The sequence below is a fragment of the Mesorhizobium sp. WSM4842 genome (assembly GCF_055901575.1).
In genome coordinates this window covers 5,472,892-5,493,659 of the sequence record NZ_CM148372.1, presented here as the reverse complement: position 1 = coordinate 5,493,659, position 20,768 = coordinate 5,472,892, and the positions used below count along the sequence as shown (strand labels likewise).

General features: G+C 61.3%; 20 protein-coding genes. 10 read left to right on the top strand and 10 right to left on the bottom strand.

The genetic code is table 11. The features are described from left to right. Positions 1-128 precede the first annotated feature (128 nt). A complete protein-coding gene (locus AC0NIE_RS26865; protein WP_473488796.1) occupies positions 129-1,676 on the top strand; it encodes a helicase HerA-like C-terminal domain-containing protein in 1,548 nt (515 codons plus the stop codon). A 120-nt stretch (positions 1,677-1,796) separates the two neighbouring features. Here the strand turns inward: AC0NIE_RS26865 and AC0NIE_RS26860 are convergent, their stop codons facing one another. After that, complete coding sequence (locus AC0NIE_RS26860) at positions 1,797-2,621, bottom strand: L,D-transpeptidase (protein ID WP_473488797.1); 825 nt, start codon at positions 2,619-2,621, stop codon at positions 1,797-1,799. A gap of 266 nt (positions 2,622-2,887) precedes the next feature. Beyond that, positions 2,888-3,550, bottom strand: a complete 663-nt coding sequence (locus AC0NIE_RS26855) for a haloacid dehalogenase type II (protein ID WP_473488816.1) — start codon at positions 3,548-3,550, stop codon at positions 2,888-2,890. Between the two features lie 154 nt (positions 3,551-3,704). Between AC0NIE_RS26855 and AC0NIE_RS26850 the strand changes: the two genes are divergently transcribed. The 4 genes from AC0NIE_RS26850 (at position 3,705) to AC0NIE_RS26835 (ending at position 6,891) form a co-directional block, all read left to right on the top strand. Next, the gene (locus AC0NIE_RS26850) at positions 3,705-4,583 is read left to right on the top strand and encodes a branched-chain amino acid aminotransferase (RefSeq protein WP_123149222.1); all 879 of its coding nucleotides are present in this window, start codon (positions 3,705-3,707) and stop codon (positions 4,581-4,583) included. Positions 4,584-4,688: 105 nt separating this feature from the next. After that, positions 4,689-5,285, top strand: a complete 597-nt coding sequence (locus AC0NIE_RS26845; RefSeq protein WP_029354634.1) for a superoxide dismutase — start codon at positions 4,689-4,691, stop codon at positions 5,283-5,285. Positions 5,286-5,487: 202 nt separating this feature from the next. Then, on the top strand, positions 5,488-5,931 hold the full coding sequence (locus AC0NIE_RS26840; RefSeq protein WP_473488798.1) for a c-type cytochrome: 444 nt from the start codon (positions 5,488-5,490) through the stop codon (positions 5,929-5,931). 9 nt (positions 5,932-5,940) lie between these two features. Continuing rightward, positions 5,941-6,891 carry a c-type cytochrome gene (locus AC0NIE_RS26835; RefSeq protein ID WP_473488799.1) on the top strand — a complete coding sequence of 317 codons (951 nt, stop codon included), beginning with the start codon at positions 5,941-5,943 and terminating at the stop codon, positions 6,889-6,891. A 28-nt stretch (positions 6,892-6,919) separates the two neighbouring features. On the opposite strand, the gene AC0NIE_RS26830 is transcribed toward AC0NIE_RS26835, so the two are convergent. Continuing rightward, positions 6,920-7,303 (bottom strand): SET domain-containing protein, encoded by a 384-nt coding sequence (locus tag AC0NIE_RS26830; protein WP_123149280.1) that lies wholly within the window; start codon positions 7,301-7,303, stop codon positions 6,920-6,922. A gap of 161 nt (positions 7,304-7,464) precedes the next feature. Continuing rightward, the gene (locus AC0NIE_RS26825; RefSeq protein WP_473488800.1) at positions 7,465-9,615 is read right to left on the bottom strand and encodes a S9 family peptidase; all 2,151 of its coding nucleotides are present in this window, start codon (positions 9,613-9,615) and stop codon (positions 7,465-7,467) included. Positions 9,616-9,733: 118 nt separating this feature from the next. Between AC0NIE_RS26825 and AC0NIE_RS26820 the strand changes: the two genes are divergently transcribed. Together AC0NIE_RS26820 and AC0NIE_RS26815 are read left to right on the top strand one after the other, a co-directional pair. Next, the gene (locus AC0NIE_RS26820) at positions 9,734-10,030 is read left to right on the top strand and encodes a hypothetical protein (RefSeq protein WP_473488801.1); all 297 of its coding nucleotides are present in this window, start codon (positions 9,734-9,736) and stop codon (positions 10,028-10,030) included. 556 nt (positions 10,031-10,586) lie between these two features. After that, entirely contained in the window at positions 10,587-11,012 is a 426-nt protein-coding gene (locus AC0NIE_RS26815) for a Ros/MucR family transcriptional regulator (protein ID WP_023800837.1), read from the top strand. 139 nt (positions 11,013-11,151) lie between these two features. Here AC0NIE_RS26815 and AC0NIE_RS26810 read toward each other — a convergent pair whose 3' ends face one another. Beyond that, positions 11,152-11,580, bottom strand: a complete 429-nt coding sequence (locus AC0NIE_RS26810; RefSeq protein WP_123149279.1) for a SufE family protein — start codon at positions 11,578-11,580, stop codon at positions 11,152-11,154. 113 nt (positions 11,581-11,693) lie between these two features. Next, positions 11,694-12,062 carry a DUF5330 domain-containing protein gene (locus AC0NIE_RS26805; RefSeq protein ID WP_473488802.1) on the bottom strand — a complete coding sequence of 123 codons (369 nt, stop codon included), beginning with the start codon at positions 12,060-12,062 and terminating at the stop codon, positions 11,694-11,696. Between the two features lie 533 nt (positions 12,063-12,595). On the opposite strand from AC0NIE_RS26805, the gene AC0NIE_RS26800 reads away from it, so the two are divergent. The 3 genes from AC0NIE_RS26800 to AC0NIE_RS26790 all read left to right on the top strand — a co-directional run bounded on the left by AC0NIE_RS26800 (position 12,596) and on the right by AC0NIE_RS26790 (position 15,501). Next, a complete protein-coding gene (locus AC0NIE_RS26800) occupies positions 12,596-14,332 on the top strand; it encodes a PAS domain-containing sensor histidine kinase (protein ID WP_473488803.1) in 1,737 nt (578 codons plus the stop codon). Beyond that, a complete protein-coding gene (locus tag AC0NIE_RS26795) occupies positions 14,307-15,074 on the top strand; it encodes a peptidoglycan-binding domain-containing protein (RefSeq protein WP_473488804.1) in 768 nt (255 codons plus the stop codon). The genes AC0NIE_RS26800 and AC0NIE_RS26795 overlap by 26 nt, the downstream gene beginning before the upstream one ends. Before the next feature lie 79 nt (positions 15,075-15,153). Next, positions 15,154-15,501, top strand: coding sequence for a DUF1491 family protein (locus AC0NIE_RS26790; RefSeq protein ID WP_473488805.1), 348 nt, complete (start codon positions 15,154-15,156; stop codon positions 15,499-15,501). A gap of 149 nt (positions 15,502-15,650) precedes the next feature. On the opposite strand, the gene AC0NIE_RS26785 is transcribed toward AC0NIE_RS26790, so the two are convergent. The 4 genes from AC0NIE_RS26785 to AC0NIE_RS26770 form a co-directional block, all read right to left on the bottom strand. After that, positions 15,651-16,670 carry a hypothetical protein gene (locus AC0NIE_RS26785; protein WP_473488806.1) on the bottom strand — a complete coding sequence of 340 codons (1,020 nt, stop codon included), beginning with the start codon at positions 16,668-16,670 and terminating at the stop codon, positions 15,651-15,653. Positions 16,671-17,219: 549 nt separating this feature from the next. Continuing rightward, the gene (locus AC0NIE_RS26780) at positions 17,220-17,768 is read right to left on the bottom strand and encodes a DUF1254 domain-containing protein (protein ID WP_473488807.1); all 549 of its coding nucleotides are present in this window, start codon (positions 17,766-17,768) and stop codon (positions 17,220-17,222) included. Then, a complete protein-coding gene (locus tag AC0NIE_RS26775; protein WP_095496740.1) occupies positions 17,761-18,345 on the bottom strand; it encodes a DUF1214 domain-containing protein in 585 nt (194 codons plus the stop codon). The genes AC0NIE_RS26780 and AC0NIE_RS26775 overlap by 8 nt, the downstream gene beginning before the upstream one ends. A 118-nt stretch (positions 18,346-18,463) precedes the next feature. After that, positions 18,464-20,623 (bottom strand): transglycosylase domain-containing protein, encoded by a 2,160-nt coding sequence (locus tag AC0NIE_RS26770; RefSeq protein ID WP_473488808.1) that lies wholly within the window; start codon positions 20,621-20,623, stop codon positions 18,464-18,466. Between the last annotated feature and the right edge of the window lie 145 nt (positions 20,624-20,768).

Below are 20,768 nucleotides of genomic sequence, written 5' to 3'. Positions count from 1 at the left end.
GCTCCAAAAAGCCCAATTTCGACCATGGCCATTGTCGCTGCGCAATGGCGTCATTATACCTGCGGCGAGCCCCGCTACTTTCAATAGACCAGGGCGTTCAACACTTCAGGTTTGCGGAGACCGGACACATGGCTGACGACACCAGTATTTTCATAGGAGCCAGCCGAAAGCCTGATGACAGCTACCAGCGCGCCGAAAATCTGCTGCTTCAGTATGGCAATCGTCACGGCCTGGTCACTGGCGCGACCGGCACCGGCAAGACCGTGACCTTGCAGATTCTGGCGGAAGGTTTCTCCAATGCCGGCGTGCCGGTCTTCTGCGCCGACATCAAGGGCGATCTGTCCGGTATCGCCATGATGGGCACGGCACAGGATTTTCTGGTCAAGCGGGCCGAGCAGGTCAAGCTCGATCCTTATGACTTCCAGGAATTTCCGGTCATCTTCTGGGATTTGTTCGGCGAGCAGGGCCATCCGATCCGCGCCACCGTCTCGGAAATGGGGCCGCTGCTTCTGTCGCGCCTGATGAACCTGTCCGAGGCGCAGGAAGGCATCATGAACATCGCCTTCCGCATCGCCGACGAAGAGGGCTTGTTGCTGCTGGATCTGAAGGACCTGCAAGCGCTTCTTGCCAACATCGCCGAACGCGCCGAAGAAATCGGCGCTCGCTACGGCAATGTGACCAAGCCCTCGGTCGGCGCGATCCAGCGCACGCTGCTGGTCCTGGAGCAGCAGGGAGCGACGAATTTCTTCGGCGAGCCGGCGTTGCGCATCGCCGACATCATGCGTACCACCCGCGACGGGCGCGGCGCCATCAGCGTGCTGGCTGCCGACAAGCTGATGATGAATCCCAGGCTCTATGCGACATTCCTGTTGTGGCTGATGTCGGAGTTGTTCGAGGAGCTTCCCGAAGTCGGCGACCCCGACAAGCCAAAGCTGGTCTTCTTCTTCGACGAGGCGCACCTTCTGTTCGATGACGCGCCGAGGGTGCTGATCGACCGGGTCGAACAGGTGGTCCGCCTGATCCGTTCGAAGGGCGTCGGCGTTTACTTCGTCACCCAGAATCCGCTGGATATCCCCGAAACGGTTCTAGCCCAGCTCGGCAACCGCGTGCAGCACGCCCTGCGCGCCTACACGCCACGGGAGCAGAAGGCCGTGAGGACCGCCGCCGAGACGTTCAGGCCCAATCCCGATTTCGACTGTGCAACCGTGATCACGCAGCTCGGCACCGGCGAGGCGCTGGTCTCGACGCTGGAAGCCAAAGGTGTTCCGTCCATGGTCCAGCGGACCCTGGTTCGCCCGCCGTCGTCGCGACTTGGGCCGATCACGCCTGACGAGCGCCGTACGCTGATCACCGAGAGCCCGGTCGCGGGACAGTACGATCAGACCGTCGATCGCGACTCGGCTTTCGAGATGCTGCAGAAAAAGGCCAAGGATGCGCTGGACGCGGAGGCGCAGCAGCAGGAGAGCGGCCGCTCACGCTGGACCATTCCAGGCTTCGGCAATGACGATCCCGCCCACCAGCCCACCGGCGGCAGGCGAGCACCGGCGCCGCGAGCGTCAAATCGCCAGACGGTGGCGGAGGCGGCGATCAAATCGGTCGTTCGTTCGGTCGGGTCATCCGTCGGACGGGCAATCGTGCGCGGCATCCTCGGAAGCCTGGCAAGGGGGCGGCGCTGAAAGCACCGCATCGGACCCAAAGTGGGCACCGGTTTTGCGAGAATCCGACTGCTCAGGGAAAAGCATCGGACCGGAAAGTTGCGGCGCCGAAAGTCCACCGCTCCAGCGCTTTCGACCAGCTCAGAAAATCGAGTCAGAGATCGTTCTTGCCGGGCCGAGCAGGATCGATCCTTCCGGGACGCCCGCATCGATCGGAATGGCTTTGCGGTCTGCCGTGGCAACCAGCTCCTGACCGACACCGGCGGTAACGACCACCGGCGTCTTGTTGGGCACGCGGTCGTAGAGATCGATAATGTCCTGATTTATCAAGCGAACGCAGCCGGATGATACCGATTTGCCTATGGAGAACCACTCCGGCGAACCGTGCAGGCGGTAAAGCGTGTCCTCGTTGCCCTCGAACAGATACAGCGCCCGCGCGCCGAGCGGATTCGTCAGCCCGCCGGGCATGCCGCCATTCTCGGCGCTGTATTTTGCGAGCTCGGGCTGGCGGGCGATCATTTCGGTCGGCGGGGTCCATTTCGGCCACTTCTGCTTCCACTGGACGACGGCATCGCCAGACCATTCGAAACCGGCGCGACCCAGCCCGACGCCGTAACGAATGGCTTTTCCGCCCGAACGCACGAGATAGAGGTGGTGGCCAGCCGTATCGACGACAATGGTGCCGGGCCGTTGGCCGGTCGGATCGGGAACGATCTGACGCAGAAATTGCTCGTCGATTTTCTCGAACGGTATGCCCGGGAGCTCGAACCCACCGTCGCTGACCGGAGCGTACATTGTTGCATAGTCCAGGAGCGGCGGCTCGACGTTGGCTGGCGGCGGCGGCTCGACCGGCTGCCCTCCCACCGTGGTGCAGGCGGAAACCGCAATCGAGGCGGCGCCGAGCGCAGCGGCGTTGAGAAAGCCGCGACGGCTCAGGCGATAGGACTCGATTTCGGTTGTGAACATGGTTGCCTTTAGGTCTCAAATCGAAACAAAACATCAATACGCCGATCAGTACGGCGCCAGCCCTACCAATGCCCGGCGCGATAGGCGGTTCCGATTCTGGCCTGAGGGTGGACAAACAAAGGCAAAGCTGTGACGGTTCCGCCGCTGTTGCGCCGGGGCAACAGGGCGACAGCGCGCGACGTCCATTTGGACGCGTAAGGACGCTGTAGCACTTTTACTTTGCGCATGGTCCCTTCCAGAAATCGATTCCGATTTTGGGTCATGCGTCAGCCTCCAGTCAGCAAGCCTTCGAGCGAGGGCAGGATTAGGGCCGGCGGAAAGTCATGGTATTCTTCGGGCTGGTTGGAGCGGTTGATCCAGACTGTCCGGAAACCAAATTTGGTGGCGCCGGCGACGTCCCAGCGGTTCGATGACTGAAACGACACCGCACCCGGATAGAGGCGCCAGCCTGTCGTGACCATGTCGTAGACCGACGGATCGGCCTTGAAGCGCTTGACGGCGTCGACGGAATAGATGTCGTCCAGAAACTGGTCGAGCGCGGCCGAGTTGACCGCCGCCTCCAGCATTTCAGGCGAGCCGTTCGAGAGTATCGCCAGCTTGGCGCCAGATGCTTTGAGCGCCCTGAGCACGACGGGCACCTCCGGATAGCAGTCCAGCCGCCAATAGGCGTCGAGCAGCTTGGCCCTGAGCCCCTTGTCCGCCGAGGGAACCTTGCGCAGCGCGAAATCGAGCGCCTGCTCGGTGAGTTGCCAGAAATCGGCGTAGGCGCCCATCAGCGTCCTGACCCAGGAATATTCCAGCTGCTTGGCGCGCCATATCTCCGACAGGAGCTGGCCATCCGGCCCGATCTGGTCGGCATGACGGCGCACGGCGGCATGGACATCGAACAGCGTGCCGTAAGCGTCGAAAACGTAAGCCGCGTGGTGCATGGTGACAGTTTTGCGGCGAGGCAAGGCTAGGCGCAAGCACAGATTGCAGTTCACATAGCGCTGGCCTCAACAAATCTCAGCGATGCCCGTTGACGGCAGACGCCAAAGCATCTTCCAATGGCGACACAGGACAGTCTGGAACGGACACCAAGCGATGACACTGGCGACTGCGGCGCAATCCGCGACATGGACCTTTGTGGATGGCGACTGGTACGAAGGCAACGTCGCCATCCTAGGGCCGCGCAGTCATGCCATGTGGCTCGGCACCAGCGTGTTCGACGGTGCCCGCTGGTTCGAGGGCGTCGCCCCCGACCTCGACCGCCACGCCGCGAGGGTAAACGCTTCGGCGATCGCGCTTGGTCTCAAACCATCCATGAGCGCCGAAAAGATCGTCGGGCTGACCTGGGACGGGCTGAAGAAGTTCGACGGCAAGACGGCGGTCTACATAAGGCCGATGTACTGGGCCGAGCATGGTGGCTATATGGGCGTGCCGGCCGATCCGGCCTCGACCCGTTTCTGCCTTTGCCTCTATGAATCGCCGATGATCCCACCGTCGGGCTTTTCGGTCACCGTCTCGCCGTTCCGGCGTCCGACCATCGAAACCATGCCGACCAACGCCAAGGCCGGCTGCCTTTATCCCAACAACGGTCGTGCCATCCTCGAAGCCAAGATGCGCGGCTTCGACAATGCCTTGGTGCTCGACATGCTTGGCAATGTCGCCGAGACCGGAACCTCGAACATTTTCCTGGTCAAAGACGGCCATGTCCTGACGCCGGCGCCGAACGGCACGTTCCTGTCCGGCATAACCCGCTCGCGGACGATGATGCTGCTTGACGAGTATGGGTTCAAGACCACCGAAAAGACGCTGTCGGTGCGCGATTTCCTCGAAGCGGACGAGATATTCTCGACGGGAAACCATTCGAAGGTCGTGCCGGTCACCCGCATCGAGGATCGCAATCTTCAGCCCGGGCCTGTAGCCAAGAAGGCGCGCGAACTCTACTGGGATTGGGCGCATTCGACTTCGACCGGCTGACTGGCGAAAAAGCGAACCGGCACTTCATTCCGGAGTTGCTCCATATCAATCCAGACCTATGTTAGTCCAGTATTGCACCGGATTTTTCCACGAGGAGTACGACCGATGGCTTTTGAACTGCCCGCCTTGCCCTATGACTACGAGGCTTTGCAGCCTTACATGTCGAAGGAGACGCTGGAGTATCACCACGACAAGCACCACAAGGCCTATGTCGACAACGGCAACAAGCTTGCTGCCGAAGCCGGGCTAGGCGATTTGTCGGTCGAAGAGGTTGTGAAACAGTCCTTCGGCAAGAACCCCGGGCTCTTCAACAATGCCGGCCAGCATTACAACCACATCCATTTCTGGAAGTGGATGAAGAAGGGCGGCGGCGGCAACAAATTGCCGGGCGCGCTGCAAAAGGCGTTCGACAGCGACCTCGGCGGCTATGACAAGTTCAAGGCCGACTTCATCGCCGCCGGAACCACTCAGTTCGGTTCGGGCTGGGCCTGGGTTTCGGTCAAGGACGGCAAGCTGGCGATCTCGAAGACGCCGAACGGCGAGAACCCGCTGGTCCATGGCGCGACGCCGATCCTGGGCGTCGATGTCTGGGAGCACTCCTATTACATCGACTATCGCAACGCCCGGCCGAAATATCTCGAAGCCTTCGTCGACAGTCTCATCAACTGGGACCATGTCCTCGAGCTCTACGAAAAGGCATAGGCCTAACTGAGTTGCAGGAAAGCCCCGGCAAAACCGGGGCTTTCTTTTTGGCTCAAGGGATCGGCCGCCCTTTTCCAGCACAGAACGATCGTCGCGAAAATTCACACAAGCGTGAGGCGAATTTCCGGAATTTTTAAGCCAATTTTGCCGTTATCAATCAGTCGGACCTTCACCCGAACATCTTCACCATGGAGCCAATTGAATGAGAAAGCTTATCCTCGCCATCTCGATGCTCGCCTTCGCCGGTTCGGCGGCATTCGCCGATCCGATCCAGGACCGTCAGGCCCTGATGAAGGAACGTGGAAAGATCGCCGGCCAATTGTCGAAAGTGGTCAAGGGCGAGACCCCTTATGACGCTGCGGTCGTGCTGGTGGCGTTGAAGGCGCTGCAGGCGAACGCCGAGAAATTCCATGCAAACGTCGAGACCCTTTTCCCGGCTGGCAGCGAAACCGGCGACACCACCGCTGCCCCCAAGATCTGGGAGGATATGGCCGGCTTCAAGACGGTTGAGGAAAAATATCTCGCCGACGTCAAGGCGGCGGCGGCCGCCGCCCCTGCCGACGTTGATGCCTTGAAGGCGGGGTTCAACACCATAGGCGGCGATTGTGGCACCTGCCACCAGACATACAGGATAAAGAAGGGCTGATAGCGGGCGATGCGCCGGCTGAAAAAACTCGTCGGCGCCCCCCTCGTTCTGGGCGCCGCCGGCGCTGTCGCCGGCTGGTTCCTGTCGGCGCCGGTCAAGCTCGACACTGAGACCCTGGCGCAGCTCGGCCCCGGCGATGCCGCCAGGGGCAAGCGCGTTTTTTATGCCGGAGGCTGCACATCGTGTCATGCGAAGCCAGGCTCACAAGGCGATGCCCGCCTTCAACTGGCAGGCGGTCTCGAACTCAAGACGCCGTTCGGCACCTTCGTGCCACCGAACATCTCGCAGGATGCCAAGGACGGTATCGGCGCCTGGTCGGTCGGAGACCTCGCCAACGCCATGCTGAAGGGTGTGTCACCGAGCGGCGAGCACTTCTATCCGGCGTTTCCCTATGCATCCTACGCGCGCATGAGGCCGGCCGACATTGCCGACCTCCATGCCTTCCTGAAAACGCTTCCAGCGGTCGCCGGCAAGGCGCCGCCCAATTCGCTGGGATTCCCGTTCAACATCCGCCGCGGCATCGGGCTGTGGAAACGTCTCTATTTGAGTGACCAGCCGGTGGTTTCCTTCCCCGATGGCACGCCGGATCCGGTGATGGCCGGCCGCTACCTGGTCGAAGGGCCGGGCCATTGCGGCGAATGCCACACGCCGCGTGATTTTGCCGGCGGCACCAGGAAGAGCGAGTGGCTGGCCGGAGCCACTGCTGCCGAAGGCAGCGGCATCGTGCCGAACATTACTTCGGGCGAAGGCGGGCTCAGTGACTGGTCGGAGGCCGACATAGCCTACTTTCTCGAAACCGGCTTCACGCCGGATTTCGATTCCGTCGGTGGCGCCATGGTCGACGTGCAGAGAAACATGGCCGAACTGACGCCCGAGGACCGGGCGGCAATATCAGCCTATCTGAAGGCCATACCGCCGCATCCCAATGGCTATCCGGCGCGCAAGCAGCCTTCGAGCTGACGCGAAAACCGGACGGGATGGCGGCGCGTCAGCGGTCGCCGAGGAAATCGAAGCCGGCTTCGAAGAAATGATTGTAGTCGCAGGTCATCTCCTCGCCGGGCGCTATGTCACGCAACGCATATGTCTCCTCGGGTGTGGCGACGTCGCAATTCGGGTCATCGGCATGGTTCATGTAGCGCGCGTCGTCGGCTTCGAAAACGATGTAGTTCGGGTCGCGCCGGTCGGGGTAGGAATAGCGATCGAGATAGGCTTTAACCGACCCGGTTTCGCGCTCATAGACCTCGACGGGGATACGCCGGTCGTAATTGGGATCGAGCTTCCAGACCAGTGTGCCGCGTGGGATGTGGTTCTTGGCAAAGACACCGATGCCCTGGATGGGCGATTTGTCGAGATAGACGTCGACGAGCAACATGGCAGACCCTTGACTTGACTGGATGATTTTGGCGGCGCGGCTGCGAAAAGCCGCGCATTGGGTAGCGCGCAGCCATCGCAATTGCGAGCGGAAAATCAGCCAGGCCATGACCCGAAATCGGAATCGATTCCCCGCTGGGGATCGTGCGCAAGATCAAGCTCCTACAGCGCCCTTTGGGCGTCCAAAAGGATTGGCGGCGCTGTGGTGGCAAGGTCGGCCTTGCCTGCCACCTTCAGTGCAAACGCATAGGTGAAGGCGATTTCCTCGAGCCTGGAAAACCGGCCGGATGCGCCGGCATGGCCGGAGTCCATGTTGATCTTGAACAGCACCGGATTGTCGCCGGTCTTGCGGTCGCGCAGCCGCGCTACCCATTTGGCCGGCTCCCAATAGGTGACACGCGGGTCGGTAAGACCGGCAAGCGCCAGGATCGGCGGATAGTCAAGCGCGGCGACATTGTCATAAGGCGAGTAGGCAGCGATCGTCCGGTAGTCTTCCGCCGACGCGATCGGGTTGCCCCATTCAGGCCATTCCGGCGGCGTCAGCGGCAAGGTTGCGTCGAGCATGGTAGTGAGTACGTCGACGAACGGAACCTCGGCGACGATGCCGCCGAAGCATTCCGGCGCTATGTTAGCGATCGCGCCCATCAGCATGCCGCCGGCCGAGCCGCCCTGTGCGACAATGCGGTCATGAGCCGTGTAGCGCTCGGCGACGAGGTGGTGTGCGACCGCGATGAAATCGGTGAACGTGTTTATCTTGTGCGCCCGCTTGCCGTCATCGTACCAGCCATAGCCCTTGTCCTTGCCGCCGCGGACATGGGCAATCGCGTAGACGAATCCGCGGTCGACCAGCGAAAACAAATTGGTGTTGAAGGCGGCCGGGACCGTGATGCCGTAGGAGCCGTAGCCGTAAAGCAGGCAAGGCGCTGATCCGTCGAGCGGCGTGTCGCGATGGTGGATGAGCGAGATCGGCACCAGTTCGCCGTCGGCTGCGGGCGCCATCAGCCGCCGCGTTACGTAATGCTCCGGGTCGTGACCGGACGGAACTTCCTGGATCTTCAGCAGCACGCGCTCGCGGGTGCGCATGTTGTAATCGAAGACCTGCGCCGGCGTTGTCATGGACGAGTAGGAAAAGCGCATGATCTCGGTGTCGTATTCATAGGATCCCGACAGGCCGAGCGAGAAGGCTTCCTCGTCGAAGGAGATGAGGTGTTCCTCGCCGCTCTTGCGGTCACGCACGACGATGCGCGGCAGGCCTTCCTTGCGTTCAAGCCTGACCATATGGTCCTTGAAGCCGATCACCGAAAGGATCAGCCGGCCGGCTTCGTGCGGCACCAACTCCTGCCAGTTGGCGCGCACTGGGTCGCTCGCCGGCGCCGTCATGATCTTGAAATCCTTGGCGCCGTCGGCGTTGGTGAGAATGAAGAAGATATCGCCGCCTTCTTCGAGATCGTATTGCAGGCCGGTCTCGCGCAGCGAAACCAGCTTCGGTTCGGCGAATGGCTCGCTGGCGCTCATGATGCGGTATTCCGAGGTCTCGTGGTCGTTGATGCCGACCATGATCCATTCGTTGGAGCGCGTGCCGCCGACATTCATGAAGAAGCCCGGATCGGTTTCTTCGTAGATCAGCCGGTCGTTCTCAGGACTGTCGCCAAGGGCATGGAACAGCACCTTGGAAGGACGGTGGTTGGGATCGAGGCGGGTGTAGAAAAATCCGTCATTTCCGGCATCCCACACGCCGCCGCCGCCCGTGTCCGGGATCCTGTCCGGCAACTCCTTGCCGCTGGCAAGATCGCGCACACGAAGCGTGAAGAACTCGGAGCCCTTGTCGTCGAATGCCCACAGGAGCTTGCCGTGATCGGCCGAATGGTCGACGCCACCGAGGCGGAAATAGGCCTTGCCCTCGGCCTCGATGTCGCCGTCGAGCAGGATCTGCTGGTCGCCGCCATCGCGCGGCGTGCGGAAATAACGCGGCTGCTCGCCGCCAAGCTTGAAGGATGACCCATAGGCGTACGGCCCATCCTTCATCGGCACGGAAGAATCGTCTTCCTTGATGCGGCCCTTCATCTCTTTGAAAAGCTGCTTCCGCAACTGGGCGGTGTCGGCCATCAACGCCGCCTGATAGGCGTTCTCGGCTTCGAGATGCGCGCGGATCTGGCCGTCGAGCAGCGACGGATCCCTGAACATCTCTTGCCAGTTGTCGGCTCTCAGCCAGGCATAGTCGTCCGTCCGGGATACTCCATGATGCAGATCGAAGACCGGTCGCTTCTCGGGTTGTGGCGGGCTGACAGTTGGAAATGCTGGGGTTTGGGTCATTGCGTCTCGCTGTGGAAGTTACTTGAATGGAGAATGAACACGCCGATCAGCGCGGGTTCAAGAGCCGGAATATATGTTTGCGTCGGGCTCCAGAAGATGAGCCGGAGGAGAGGGAAAAATGAAATTCCGTTTTCACGTTGCTGCGGCTTTCGCCGTCGCTTCGACAGTTTTGGCCTTTACCGGCCAATCTCATGCAACCGTGTTCGCAGCTTGGCAAGTCACCAACGTTCCGTTTGGCGACACGCTCAACGTGCGCAAATATCCGGCGGGGCCATCCCAGAAGCAGGCCGCCTATCCCAACGGTGCCGTTTTGCAGATGACCGGGAAATGCACAGGCGGCATAAACCTGCTCGACATCGCCAAGCAGCCGCACTACAGCGCCGCGCGTCCTCTGGACGCGCAAAGGACGCTGTAGCACCTTTGAATCTGCGCATGGCAGGAACAGAAGATCCGCTATCGCTGGTGCGAAGTCTGGCATGATCCGGCACAGAACGGCTTCGTAACCGGCTGGGTCTACGGAAAATACATCACTCCACATTGATAGATCGCTGCCGGTGCGCGGTGCTGATTTCCGGCTAGCTTGCAAAAAGCAAATCGCAACCTATGGTTTTGTGGACTCTGAAAACAACCAGCTAGCCTGCGCCACAACCAAGCATAGCCAAGCATTGAGATTTTTTTTACTGGCTCTCATGGATGTAACGGCAGCTCGACCGGGCGTCCGCCGCTGCTGGTCTGCCCAGAAAATATCGCAAAGTTACAGAGTGCACGAAAGGTTGAAGCTGATCGTCGAATATTTTTATTGCCATCGATGAATACAGCGCAAGAAGCGAATTGACTTACTTGGTTTAGTGGCTCATTAGGATGCTGCGACGCGAATCGCAGAGGCTCTTTCCTGCAAAAATTTCGCGCGATGCCCGACTTGTCAAAAATAGGGCGCAGATAGAAACAACTCACGTTGGGGCCAGGAAGCCATGGATATTATCGAAACACCTTCCAGAAATAGTGATGCGCTGATCGAATTGACGGCCGACGTCGTAGCCGCCTATGTCAGCAACAATCCGGTGCCGGTCGGCGAACTGCCGAGCCTCATCGCCGATGTCCATGCCGCCCTCGGGCGCGTGGGCGGGGCCAGTGAACAGCCTCCTGCCGACAAGCAGAAGCCGGCAGTAAACCCGAAACGCTCCGTCCATGACGACTACATCGTATGTCTTGAAGACGGCAAGAAGTTCAAGTCGCTGAAGCGTCACTTGATGACCCACTACGGTCTGACGCCGGACGAGTATCGTGAAAAATGGGGCCTGGACGCAAGCTACCCGATGGTTGCTCCCAACTATGCTGCCGCCCGCTCCCAGCTCGCCAAGAAAATGGGTCTCGGCCGCAAGCGCAAGGGGCGCTGATATCGGCTCTTCCCAACGTGGGTTGAACGATCAACGGCGCCTCCGGGCGCCGTTTTGGTTTCGGAGCATTGCTGGAGCAGCCGATATGCGTTGCGTCATGTGCGGGCTCTCCGTCATGCGGGGCAATCGCGCGGCCTAATCAGGCGGTCTGCCTCAACGCCGCCTCGGCGTCGCGTTTGATGCGCTTGACCATGGAACGAAGACCATTGGCGCGTTGCGGCGACAGGTGCTCGTCGAGGCCAAGTGCCCTCAGCGTGGCTTCCGCGTCGGTTTTCTGGATCTCGCTGGCAGGTCGTCTGGAAAACAGCGCCAGCATGATAGCGACAAGGCCACGCACGATATGGGCGTCCGAATCACCGGCGAAGGTGACGACTGGGTCGGGACCCGGTCCATATTCGGTGGTCAGCCAGACCTGGCTGACGCAGCCGGGCACCTTGTTGGCAGGGTTGCGTTCCTCATCAGGAAACGGCGGCAGGGCCTCGCCCAGTTCGATCACATAGCGATAGCGGTCTTCCCACTCGTCAAGCAGGGAGAAGTCGTCGCGGATCGTTTGGATCGTCGTGGTCATCACCCCGGATATAGTCATCCGGCGACGCCGCGTCACGGAAAAAGAGGAAAAACACCATAGGCGTCGACGGGCGGACGGCCTGTGGTGCGGTGATAGATGCACTGAAAAATATCTCAGTTTTTCGCCGGCAGATCGATTTTCGCCGGCAAGTCGATTTTCGCGGGCAAGACGATGCCTTTGGGCAAGCTGCCGGTCATTGTCGCCGTGTCTGGTTCGCCCGTCTTGTCGTCCAACATGGCGGCCGCAAACTTGGCGGTCTCCTTGGCCCGGGCGGTGATCGTGTGCATTGCGGACTTGCCGGTCTCGCAGACATCGGGCCTGCGCTCGCATATGCCGGCAATGTCGCCGACGGCTTCGCGTGCCGCAAACAACGCCTGGATCGGCCCGACGCTTTGGTGGCCTGTCTCGTCGGAGCCGACATTCAGCGGCAGTGCCAGAAGCACCAGCGAAAACCAGAAAGCCATTCTGATCAGAAAGCCCATCTGTATGCCCTCATATGTGACCGGATCATGCATTCGTGCGGCATGACCTCTTTATGGGTACGATAGTGGCATAGCCGCGCAAAGGACGGCTTGCCCGGTCAGCGAAAATTTTCCTCAAATTTTAGGCAAATTCGAAACGAAGCATTTTGCGATGGATTTGTCTCAAATCCAGCCGATTTTCTTCACTTGAGGTTAACCATCCATCTAATTGTTTTCCGTAGTTATTTCCCCGAAACGCGGCGTGCCGGTGGCGCCTGTCGGAGGCGAAAGGGCGGTTCGCCCGGATAACGCTCCATTTACTATGGCTGCAAATGCCAAGGTTTTGCCGCGCCGGCCTTCCAATATTTGTCTCAGGCCGGGCATTGATCGGTCCTGCCTTATCCATTCCTTAAACGCTGGATGCGAGTTTCAGATCAACAAAAGCAATCTGCGAAGCAGGGCTGTTCACGACTAGGTGCGAGTGCGTTGAGTTGACTTCGATAGGGGCCAGATACGTTGAGTTGCCCGGCGCGATGGCAGCCGGTTGCGAACGTATGGTTCATCCGTCGATCCTCGGACAGAACGACCGTCGGTGCCAGCGCCGGTTTATCGGTGTCATGCTGGCCGCTCCGTTCTTTGCGGCAGGCGCAGCAGTCACGCTGGTCACCTCGGGCATGGGCGCGGCCGTGACCATGGCTGCGATCTTTGCGACTTTCGGCCTCTGCTGGTTTGCCGCCTTGCTGGTGGCGGCATCGGGCAAGATGGCGTTCGCCGGTCAGGTCGCCCTGGTGATGGGCAGTCTTGCTCTTGCCGGTGTCATTGCCGCGGCGGGCGGTCTGGCCTCGCCGGTCGCCATGCTTGTCGTGGCGCTGCCGTTCGAAGCCTGGTGGATCGGGGCGTCTCGTCGCGCCGCACTCTGGGGCGCCATAGCTGCATTTGTCGCTATCCTGCTGCAGGCTTTTGCCGGTTCAGTTTTCCCGTTCAGCCCGGCGGAAATCACCGCTTGGCATTGGCTGCTGCCGCTGGGTTGGACGCTCACCGTCGTTCCGCGCGTCGCGAGACTTGGCAATCCGGCCGGCGCGCGGCTTGATCCGGCGACCGACGATCGGCTCGAAAACATCATTGACGCCGTTGTCCTGCGGGCCGGCAGGCATGGCGAGGTTCTGGATGCGTCGGCAAAGGCGCGCACGATCCTGAAGCTGCAGCCGGAACTGCTGTCCGGTAGCGGCCTGTTCGACCGCATCCATCTGTCCGATCGCCTCGCATACCTCAGCGCGCTGGCCGATATGCGCGATGGCGCGTCGGCGCGTCGGCTCGATCTTCGCGTCCGACTGCCGCAAAACGGCAACGGCCCAATGGCGGACAATTACCGGCCGTTTTCCCTTGAGCTGATGCGGGCGGAGCAGGAGGATGTCTTCGCGCTCGTCCTGCGCGAGAACGACGAACTCGCCGGCTTGCGCGAAGAGCTTGCCGCTGCGAAAGAGGCGGCCGCGTCTGCCGAAGTGGCGAAGGGGCGGTTTCTGGCGGTCGTCAGCCACGAGCTTCGCACGCCGTTGAACGCCATCATCGGTTTTTCCGACATGCTGCTGCATGAGATGTTCGGCACCTTCAAGGATCCGCGCCAGAAGGAATATGTCGGCCTGGTCAAGGAGTCCGGCCAGCATTTGCTTGCCGTCGTCACCTCGATACTCGACGTGTCGAGGATCGAAGCCGGCGCCTATGCAACCGAGCCGGAACCGTTCCGTTTCGTGGAAGCGGTCGAAATGTGCCAGTCGATGATGCGCTTGCAGGCCGAGGCAAAGAACATCGATCTGCAGGCTCAGATCGCACCGGATGCCGGCGAGATAAACGCCGATCGTCGTGCCGTGCAGCAGATACTCATCAACCTAGTCTCCAATGCCATCAAGTTCACGCCCGATGGCGGCGATGTCGTCGTCGGCGCCAAGCGGATCGGCTCGCGACTGCATTTCTGGGTCAGGGACACCGGCATCGGCATCGCCGAGGAAGACTTTGCCAATCTCGGCAAGCCGTTCATGCAGATCCAGAACGACTATACGCGCCGCTTCGAGGGAACCGGGCTCGGCCTGTCACTGGTGAAGGGCCTGGTGGCGCTGCACGAGGGCACGATGTCGATCGAAAGCATGCCGGGCGAGGGCACCACGGTCACGATCAGCTTGCCGGTGAACGGACCGAAGGGACGTTCGACGGACAAGCCCGGCGTGCTGCCAATGCCTGCGGCGAAGGCGGAGACGAAAGGGGACAGGCATGGCTCGCTCCGCAAAACAGCCTAAGACGGTCAAGCGCCGCGGCGATGCCTTCCAGGGTGGCGCGGTCGCGGTCGGCAGCCTGATCTCGCGCAATCCGGTTCTGGTCGGCGGTTCGACCGCCTTCCTGGTGACGCTGTTCTACGTCTCGGCGAACGCCCTGTGGTATCAGCCTTTTCCTCATGCCGGCGCGTTTTTCGCGACCAGGAGCATAGAGAGCTTTCCTCAAGCAGGCGCCGACGAGCCCGAAACCACCATCAACATCGTGCGGCCGGGCTTGGCCCCGATCAAGAGCGATCCGGTCGTCGAGCAGATCCAGGGCATATTGAAGGACCTGGATTTCTATTCCGGCACGGTCGACGGCATTTCTGGCCCCAACACGCGTAAGGCCATACAAGCCTATCAGCAGAAGGTCGGGCTCAACGCTTCCGGTGAGATCGACAGCGTTCTGCTCGATCAACTGGGCGCCACGCCAACCGCCTCGACGGTCGTGCCGCATCCGGCACCTCGTCCGGACGACCTGGCCGCGATTCCCGTCTCCGCTTCGGCGCCGGCAGATGCGCCGGCGCAGGCACCCGACGCCCGTATCATCAAGATCCAGGCTGGGTTGAAGGCATTCGGCAATGACGATATGCAACTCGACGGCGTGGTCGGGGCCCGCACCAAGGCAGCGATCAGGGAGTTCCAGTCGCTGTTCGGGCTACCTGAGACCGGCGAGCCCGACGAGGTCGTCTACGTCAAGATGCGCGAGATCGGCCTGACCAACTGATGGGCGGAGGCGCGCGGTTTTGGTTTCACCCAAACGCAAAGCGCTCTAAGTACCGTCCGATGTCGTCCAGAATGCTGCTATGCGCATAACCACCGATCTGTGGGTATCGGCCCTGTTGCGCCGGGTTTTCGGCGCCGGCGGCTTTGCCGCCGTGGTCAAGCGCGGCGCAACCGAGGCCGGCGCCGTCTTCGTGCTGGCGCGAGGCCGCATGGGCGCGATTGCCTTGTTTGGACCGGCGCCGCAGACGAGCTACGATTCAGCCAAACCCGACGACCGATTCTTCAGTTTGCTCGGCGCCGGCGAGGATGCCGCCGTTTTTGACGCACAACTGGAAAGGGAGAAGAAATTCGATCCCGACATCTGGGTCGTCGAGATCGAGGCCGGCGCTGTTCCCGTCGAGGAACTTATTTCCGTCAAGTCGCTCTAACGATATGCATGAAAACAAAGGCTTAAAGCGTTCGCTTGAATCTCTTTCAGACCCGACGCGCCTTAATGCATGTCGCGCAAAAGTGTGCAGCGGTTTTGCGATAACGACGTGCATAAAACAACAACCTGAAGCGCGTCGCATGAGGCCGGTCAAACGCGACGCGCTTTAGTGCTGGCGGCAGCATTGTCGCTGTCCGCTTTGCGGATGTCGGCGCTTGCCGCAACCGGTCCGGCATTGCGAATGGCCTTCGACAGTGTCTCGGCCTTCCAGCCGCGTAGCCTGTCCAGCGCTGCGTCGCGATGCAGCAGTCGGTAGCGGTCGAGGAAGATGCGAATAGCCTGCGGGTGCGGAAACTCTGTGGGATAGACGGCGACGGTGATCAGGAACGCCCTCTCTTCGCCGAGATCAAGCGCGCGCAGGGCGGCTAGAAGCGACGTGTAGTTCTGGTTTGCGGTGAGCGACCGCGCCGTTGAAAAATCGATTTCGAGCGCGTCGGCCAGTGCTGTCTGGAAGAATGCGACATTGCCGGTCAGCGCCGTCTCGCGCAGTTTGACATAGGTTTCAGCGCCGGCGAACGGATTGACGGTCGCGCCGCCGCTCTCATCATCGGCACGCATCATCGACCGCAGCCGGCGCCGTGCATTCTCGGCGGCGGCGCCGGGCACATGCTGGCTGTCGGGGCTGGGCGCGATGACTTCGGCGCTTTTAGGCGCCGTCTTGGCGACCGCCTCCTGCTGCCGCACGCTCACCAGCGTCGGCTTTTCAAGTGCCCTGATCAACTGGGCGATGGTCGGGTTCAGATCCTTGCGGCGCGCGATGGCGCGCGCATGCGGCAGGCCGTGCCGTCCGATCAGCGCGACGAGGTCGATATCACTCAGCGCGCGCGAGCGGATGAGCAACGGCGCGGCAACGTCGACCAGCTCCCCGCAAAGCCGCCGGACCAGCGCAGTGGGTGCGTATTCGCATTCGGAAAGGGCGGCGGCGACATAGCGGCGCGATTCGACCGACACATTGGCGAAAAGCGGAAGCGTCAGATCCTCAAGTTGTGCGATCTCCCGGCGCGAAGGGCGGGTGAGCGAACAGAACGCCGACACCGCCGCGCGGAACAGCCTTTCGGCCTTTCCCGATTCAGCCCGTATAGCGATTTGCCTGAAATCCGAAGCTGACACGAAGGATACGCCTGACACTCGACACGATCTGGACCATGCTCGACCGGGACTGTGTCGGTTTCGCATTTGCCTCGGGTCAGGACTTCCTGACCTCAGAACAAAGATCAAATTAGCGGCGATCCGTTAGCGTTCCGTTAACCTACTGCCGTCCTTAATCAGATTGGAGGCGTTGCGTTGTGCTCCGGGGCAACCGAGAGGAATGCACGAACCATGGGCATGGTACTGTCTTTCGTGCCGCGAACGGCGGCAACCAATCGAGCAGAACGAAACACCGGAACGCCGGCGGCGGTGATCATTTTCCCAGGCGTCCGCTACGAGCCACGGCAGCTGACGGGCGAGACGCGGCCAGGCGCGGGTCCAGATAAGCCGGGCTCGTCAAGGACGATGCCGGGCTCGTCAACGACGATGCCGGGCTCGTCAAGGACGCTGCCTGTTCCGCATCATTAGAGCGCCGCGCGCCCTGTTGGGCGCGCAAAGGACGCTCTAACACTGTAAAAGAGCGCCGCGCACCCTGTTGGGCCGGAAACCGGCGGCATATTTCGGTTGACGTCAGTAGGCCTGCAGTTCGCAGGAACTCTGCTCGAGAAACCGCGACACGACCGGCTTCCAGCTGTCGTCGGGCACAAACGAGCGGATGACGAACATGCCTTCGTCGACGGGCACCTCGACGAAGATTGCCCCTTGCAATTCCTCCGGGAGCTCCTTGCGGATCTCGATCATCTGCGCCGGCGTCAGTACGATACTGTCCAGCACCCTTCCGGTCGCACTATGGTCGTTGAAGGAGTAGATGTTATGGCCGCTGCGGTCATAGACCGATACGGACCAGAACGGGACGTTTCCTGGTGCCTTCACCCGAACCATCCCTTCTGACAGATCGAACCGGCAAGCAGCCGCATAAAACAGCGGATCGACGGATTTTACCACCGGCATACCGCCGGCCTCGGCGTCCAGCCTGGTCATCCTATAGAGGTCCGAGGCCATGGCCAGCCGCGACCACGCATCACGTTCGGAAAATTCCGGGACGAGCAGCAGCACGACGATGTGCACGATGCCGGCGCCCAACAGGCCGAGCAGGATCGCGTGCAGCAGCCTACGCATTGCAGCCGACCTTCAGGATCTGCGGCAGCGTGATGTCCGAAAGACCCGTGCTGCTGGCGATCGGCGTGTCGTAGAATGTCAGCACGAAATACATCCGGCCGAAACCGTCGGAAAGCAGCCAGTTGCCGGGTGCGGGGCGGTTGCTGACGGAAATCACTACCGAATTGTCGGGCTGGCGCAGCACCTGGTATGATTGAAGTGCCGCAAGCCTTGGCTTGCCGGTCTCGACCACCCCGAGCGATTGATCGGCGGCATAGAGGGTCCAGAACCGGGCCGCGGGAAATCCGCCTTCGATTTCATAGGCGCATTGGCGTTTCAATTGTTCGCCACCGGAATCGCGTTCGGCGATAAAGGACAGGCCTTCTGCCTGCCCGAGTGCAAGGATACCCTCGCGCGCCACGCGGGCTTTCGAATAAGGATCCGCCGCCCTCGTGCCGATATCGGGGAACGCTGTCCATGGGCCGATCCTGATCGCGCCGATGCCGTCCTGCGTCTTGAGAGCGTACCAGACGCTGCCGCCGCCGCCGCCGATGGCTATGGCAAGCGCGAGGAGCGTCAGGAATGCGTTCTTGAGCATGAAGAGCCGCGGGAAAAAAGAGGAGTGCCGCCCGGGGATATCGCGGGGCAGGGGGCGATGGCAAGCGGACCTCTGTGGAATTGCCGGCGCGAGCATGGCCTGGCTCGTCGTGCCGGCGTCAAAGCGCCGACAGGGTCTCCGGCGTCGCAGGCGCCTGTAGGACGGGCGCTGACTGGAACAGTCTTGTGATGTCCCTGAGCGCCCGCGTTGTTTGGCTGGACAGCACCGGCGGGCGCTCGGCGGCAGCGTCGGCCGCTGCCTGCTCGGCATTCTTCGTTTCCGCTTCCTCGGCCTTGGCGGCGATTTCTTCGTCTACGAAGGGATGATCGAGACCGGGGATCGGCCTGAGGTCGATATTCTGGTGCGCATAGACCATCAGCCTCTGCCAAACCATCGCCGGCAGCGAGCCGCCGGTCATGTTGTTGGTCGGGGTGAAGTCGTCATTGCCGAGCCACACGGCAGCCGTGTAGTTGCCGGTGAAGCCGACATACCAGGCGTCGCGATAAGACTGCGTGGTGCCGGTCTTGCCGGCCGAAACGATATTGGGAAGAGCAGCGCGCCGCGCCGTACCCATCACCGGCACCGCCGCCAGCATGGTGTTCATATATTTCAGCGCCTGTTCCGAGAGCACACGGTGCGGTGGCGGCGCATCCTTGGCGAAATCGTAAACCACCTCGCCGGTGCGGGTGACGAGCTGGGTGATGCCATGCCGGGAGCCGACAAAGCCGTTCTGGGCGAACACGCTATAGCCTGTCGCCTGGTCCATCACGGTCATGCCTGATGTGCCGAGCACCATCGTCTTGTGCGATTCGAGCGGCGATTCGACGCCCATGGCTTCCGCCATCGCCTTGATCGGCTTGATACCAAGATGATTCTTGGCCAGCCGCACCGGTACTGTGTTGATCGATTTGGCCATCGCCGTGATCAGCGTGACCTTGCCGGCCGATCCGCCATTGTAATTGTGAGGCGACCAGCCGCCCCAGGAGATCGGCCCGCCGGAAACGACAGAGTCCGGCGTGAAGTCGTGCTCCATCGCCGTTGCATAGACATAGGGTTTGAACGATGAGCCGGTCTGGCGCAGCGCCTTGGTGGCGCGGTTGAACTGGCTGGCTCCATAGTCGCGGCCGCCAACGATCGCCCTGACCGCGCCATTGGTCTCGATGACGACCATGGCGCCCTCGGTGACGTTATATTCCTTGCCGAACTGGCGGAGATGGAACTCCATCGACTCTTCCGCCGCCTTCTGGATGTTGGCGTCGAAAGTGGTGTGAGCGACCAGCGAATGCTGGCCGGACTTCGCCGCGATCTTCTTGACCTCTTCGAATGCCCAGTCGAGGTAGTAATCCGGGCTCTTCTGTTCGCCGCGGTCAACGATCTCGGCTGGATGCAGCCGCGCCTGCAGCACCTGACCCTCGCTCATGAAGCCGGCCTCGACGAGATTGGACAGCACTACGTTGGCCCGCGCCCTGGCCGCAGGCAGGTTGATGTGCGGCGCGTATTTGGTCGGTGCCTTGAACAGGCCGGCCAGCATCGCCGCTTCGGCGAGGTTCAGATCCTTGACGCTTTTGCCGAAATAGAAATCGGCGGCCGCTTCGATGCCGAAGGTGCCGCCGCCCATATAGACGCGGTCGAGATAGAGCTGCAGGATCTCCTTCTTCGACAGATTGGCCTCGAGCCACAGCGACAGGAAGGCTTCCTTGACCTTGCGCTCCAACGTCCGTTCATTGGTCAGGAACAGGTTCTTGGCCAGCTGCTGGGTGATGCTCGAGCCGCCCTGAACCACGGAATTCGCCCGCACATTCGCGAAGATCGCGCGTGAAAGGCCGAGCGCATCGATGCCGTAGTGATCGAAGAAACGCCGATCCTCGGTGGCCAGCACCGCCTTGATGACCTGGTCGGGCATCTCGTCGACCGGCACCGAATCACGCTGGATGATGCCGCGCTGGCCGATCTCGTTGCCGTAGCGGTCGAGGAAAGTGACGGCGAAATCGCCCTGGGCACGCCAGTCGCCGGCGGTTTCCTGGAAAGCCGGCAAGGCAAGCGCCAGCATGACGACGATGCCGCCGGCACCGAGCGTGAAGCCCTCGCTCAACAGTTCGATGATGCCGCGGCGCCAGCCGGAGACGCGGAAGCGCCGGAAAAAAATGGTCGCCGCTTCCCAGAACCGGCGCGCCTTGAAGCCGATCTCGTAGAGCGAGGAATCGAACCACGCATCCGCTGCCAGCAGTCTTGCGGCAATCGGACCTCTTCTCTTGCGTGGTTTCAAAGGACTGGCCATTCGAGGATCCGGCTGCGGCTACGCCTCTCACTGAGAAACTGCATGCGGGCAATTTCAGGGCGGCGCGCCAGCCAAGACTATTCGTCCATTTTGGCCCCGCTCACAAGGGCGAGGGGACTTTTGCGGCACAGATTGTCGATGCGAG

Coding starts and splice junctions, on each gene's coding strand:
- AC0NIE_RS26820 (WP_473488801.1), top strand. CDS start 9,734: ATGAAATTCCGTTTTCACGTTGCTGCGGCTTTCGCCGTCGCTTCGACA.
- AC0NIE_RS26840 (WP_473488798.1), top strand. CDS start 5,488: ATGAGAAAGCTTATCCTCGCCATCTCGATGCTCGCCTTCGCCGGTTCG.
- AC0NIE_RS26835 (WP_473488799.1), top strand. CDS start 5,941: ATGCGCCGGCTGAAAAAACTCGTCGGCGCCCCCCTCGTTCTGGGCGCC.
- AC0NIE_RS26865 (WP_473488796.1), top strand. CDS start 129: ATGGCTGACGACACCAGTATTTTCATAGGAGCCAGCCGAAAGCCTGAT.
- AC0NIE_RS26795 (WP_473488804.1), top strand. CDS start 14,307: ATGGCTCGCTCCGCAAAACAGCCTAAGACGGTCAAGCGCCGCGGCGAT.
- AC0NIE_RS26810 (WP_123149279.1), bottom strand. CDS start 11,580: ATGACCACGACGATCCAAACGATCCGCGACGACTTCTCCCTGCTTGAC.
- AC0NIE_RS26780 (WP_473488807.1), bottom strand. CDS start 17,768: ATGCGTAGGCTGCTGCACGCGATCCTGCTCGGCCTGTTGGGCGCCGGC.
- AC0NIE_RS26850 (WP_123149222.1), top strand. CDS start 3,705: ATGACACTGGCGACTGCGGCGCAATCCGCGACATGGACCTTTGTGGAT.
- AC0NIE_RS26815 (WP_023800837.1), top strand. CDS start 10,587: ATGGATATTATCGAAACACCTTCCAGAAATAGTGATGCGCTGATCGAA.
- AC0NIE_RS26790 (WP_473488805.1), top strand. CDS start 15,154: ATGCGCATAACCACCGATCTGTGGGTATCGGCCCTGTTGCGCCGGGTT.
- AC0NIE_RS26800 (WP_473488803.1), top strand. CDS start 12,596: ATGGTTCATCCGTCGATCCTCGGACAGAACGACCGTCGGTGCCAGCGC.
- AC0NIE_RS26775 (WP_095496740.1), bottom strand. CDS start 18,345: ATGCTCAAGAACGCATTCCTGACGCTCCTCGCGCTTGCCATAGCCATC.
- AC0NIE_RS26845 (WP_029354634.1), top strand. CDS start 4,689: ATGGCTTTTGAACTGCCCGCCTTGCCCTATGACTACGAGGCTTTGCAG.
- AC0NIE_RS26805 (WP_473488802.1), bottom strand. CDS start 12,062: ATGGGCTTTCTGATCAGAATGGCTTTCTGGTTTTCGCTGGTGCTTCTG.
- AC0NIE_RS26770 (WP_473488808.1), bottom strand. CDS start 20,623: ATGGCCAGTCCTTTGAAACCACGCAAGAGAAGAGGTCCGATTGCCGCA.
- AC0NIE_RS26855 (WP_473488816.1), bottom strand. CDS start 3,550: ATGCACCACGCGGCTTACGTTTTCGACGCTTACGGCACGCTGTTCGAT.
- AC0NIE_RS26825 (WP_473488800.1), bottom strand. CDS start 9,615: ATGACCCAAACCCCAGCATTTCCAACTGTCAGCCCGCCACAACCCGAG.
- AC0NIE_RS26830 (WP_123149280.1), bottom strand. CDS start 7,303: ATGTTGCTCGTCGACGTCTATCTCGACAAATCGCCCATCCAGGGCATC.
- AC0NIE_RS26860 (WP_473488797.1), bottom strand. CDS start 2,621: ATGTTCACAACCGAAATCGAGTCCTATCGCCTGAGCCGTCGCGGCTTT.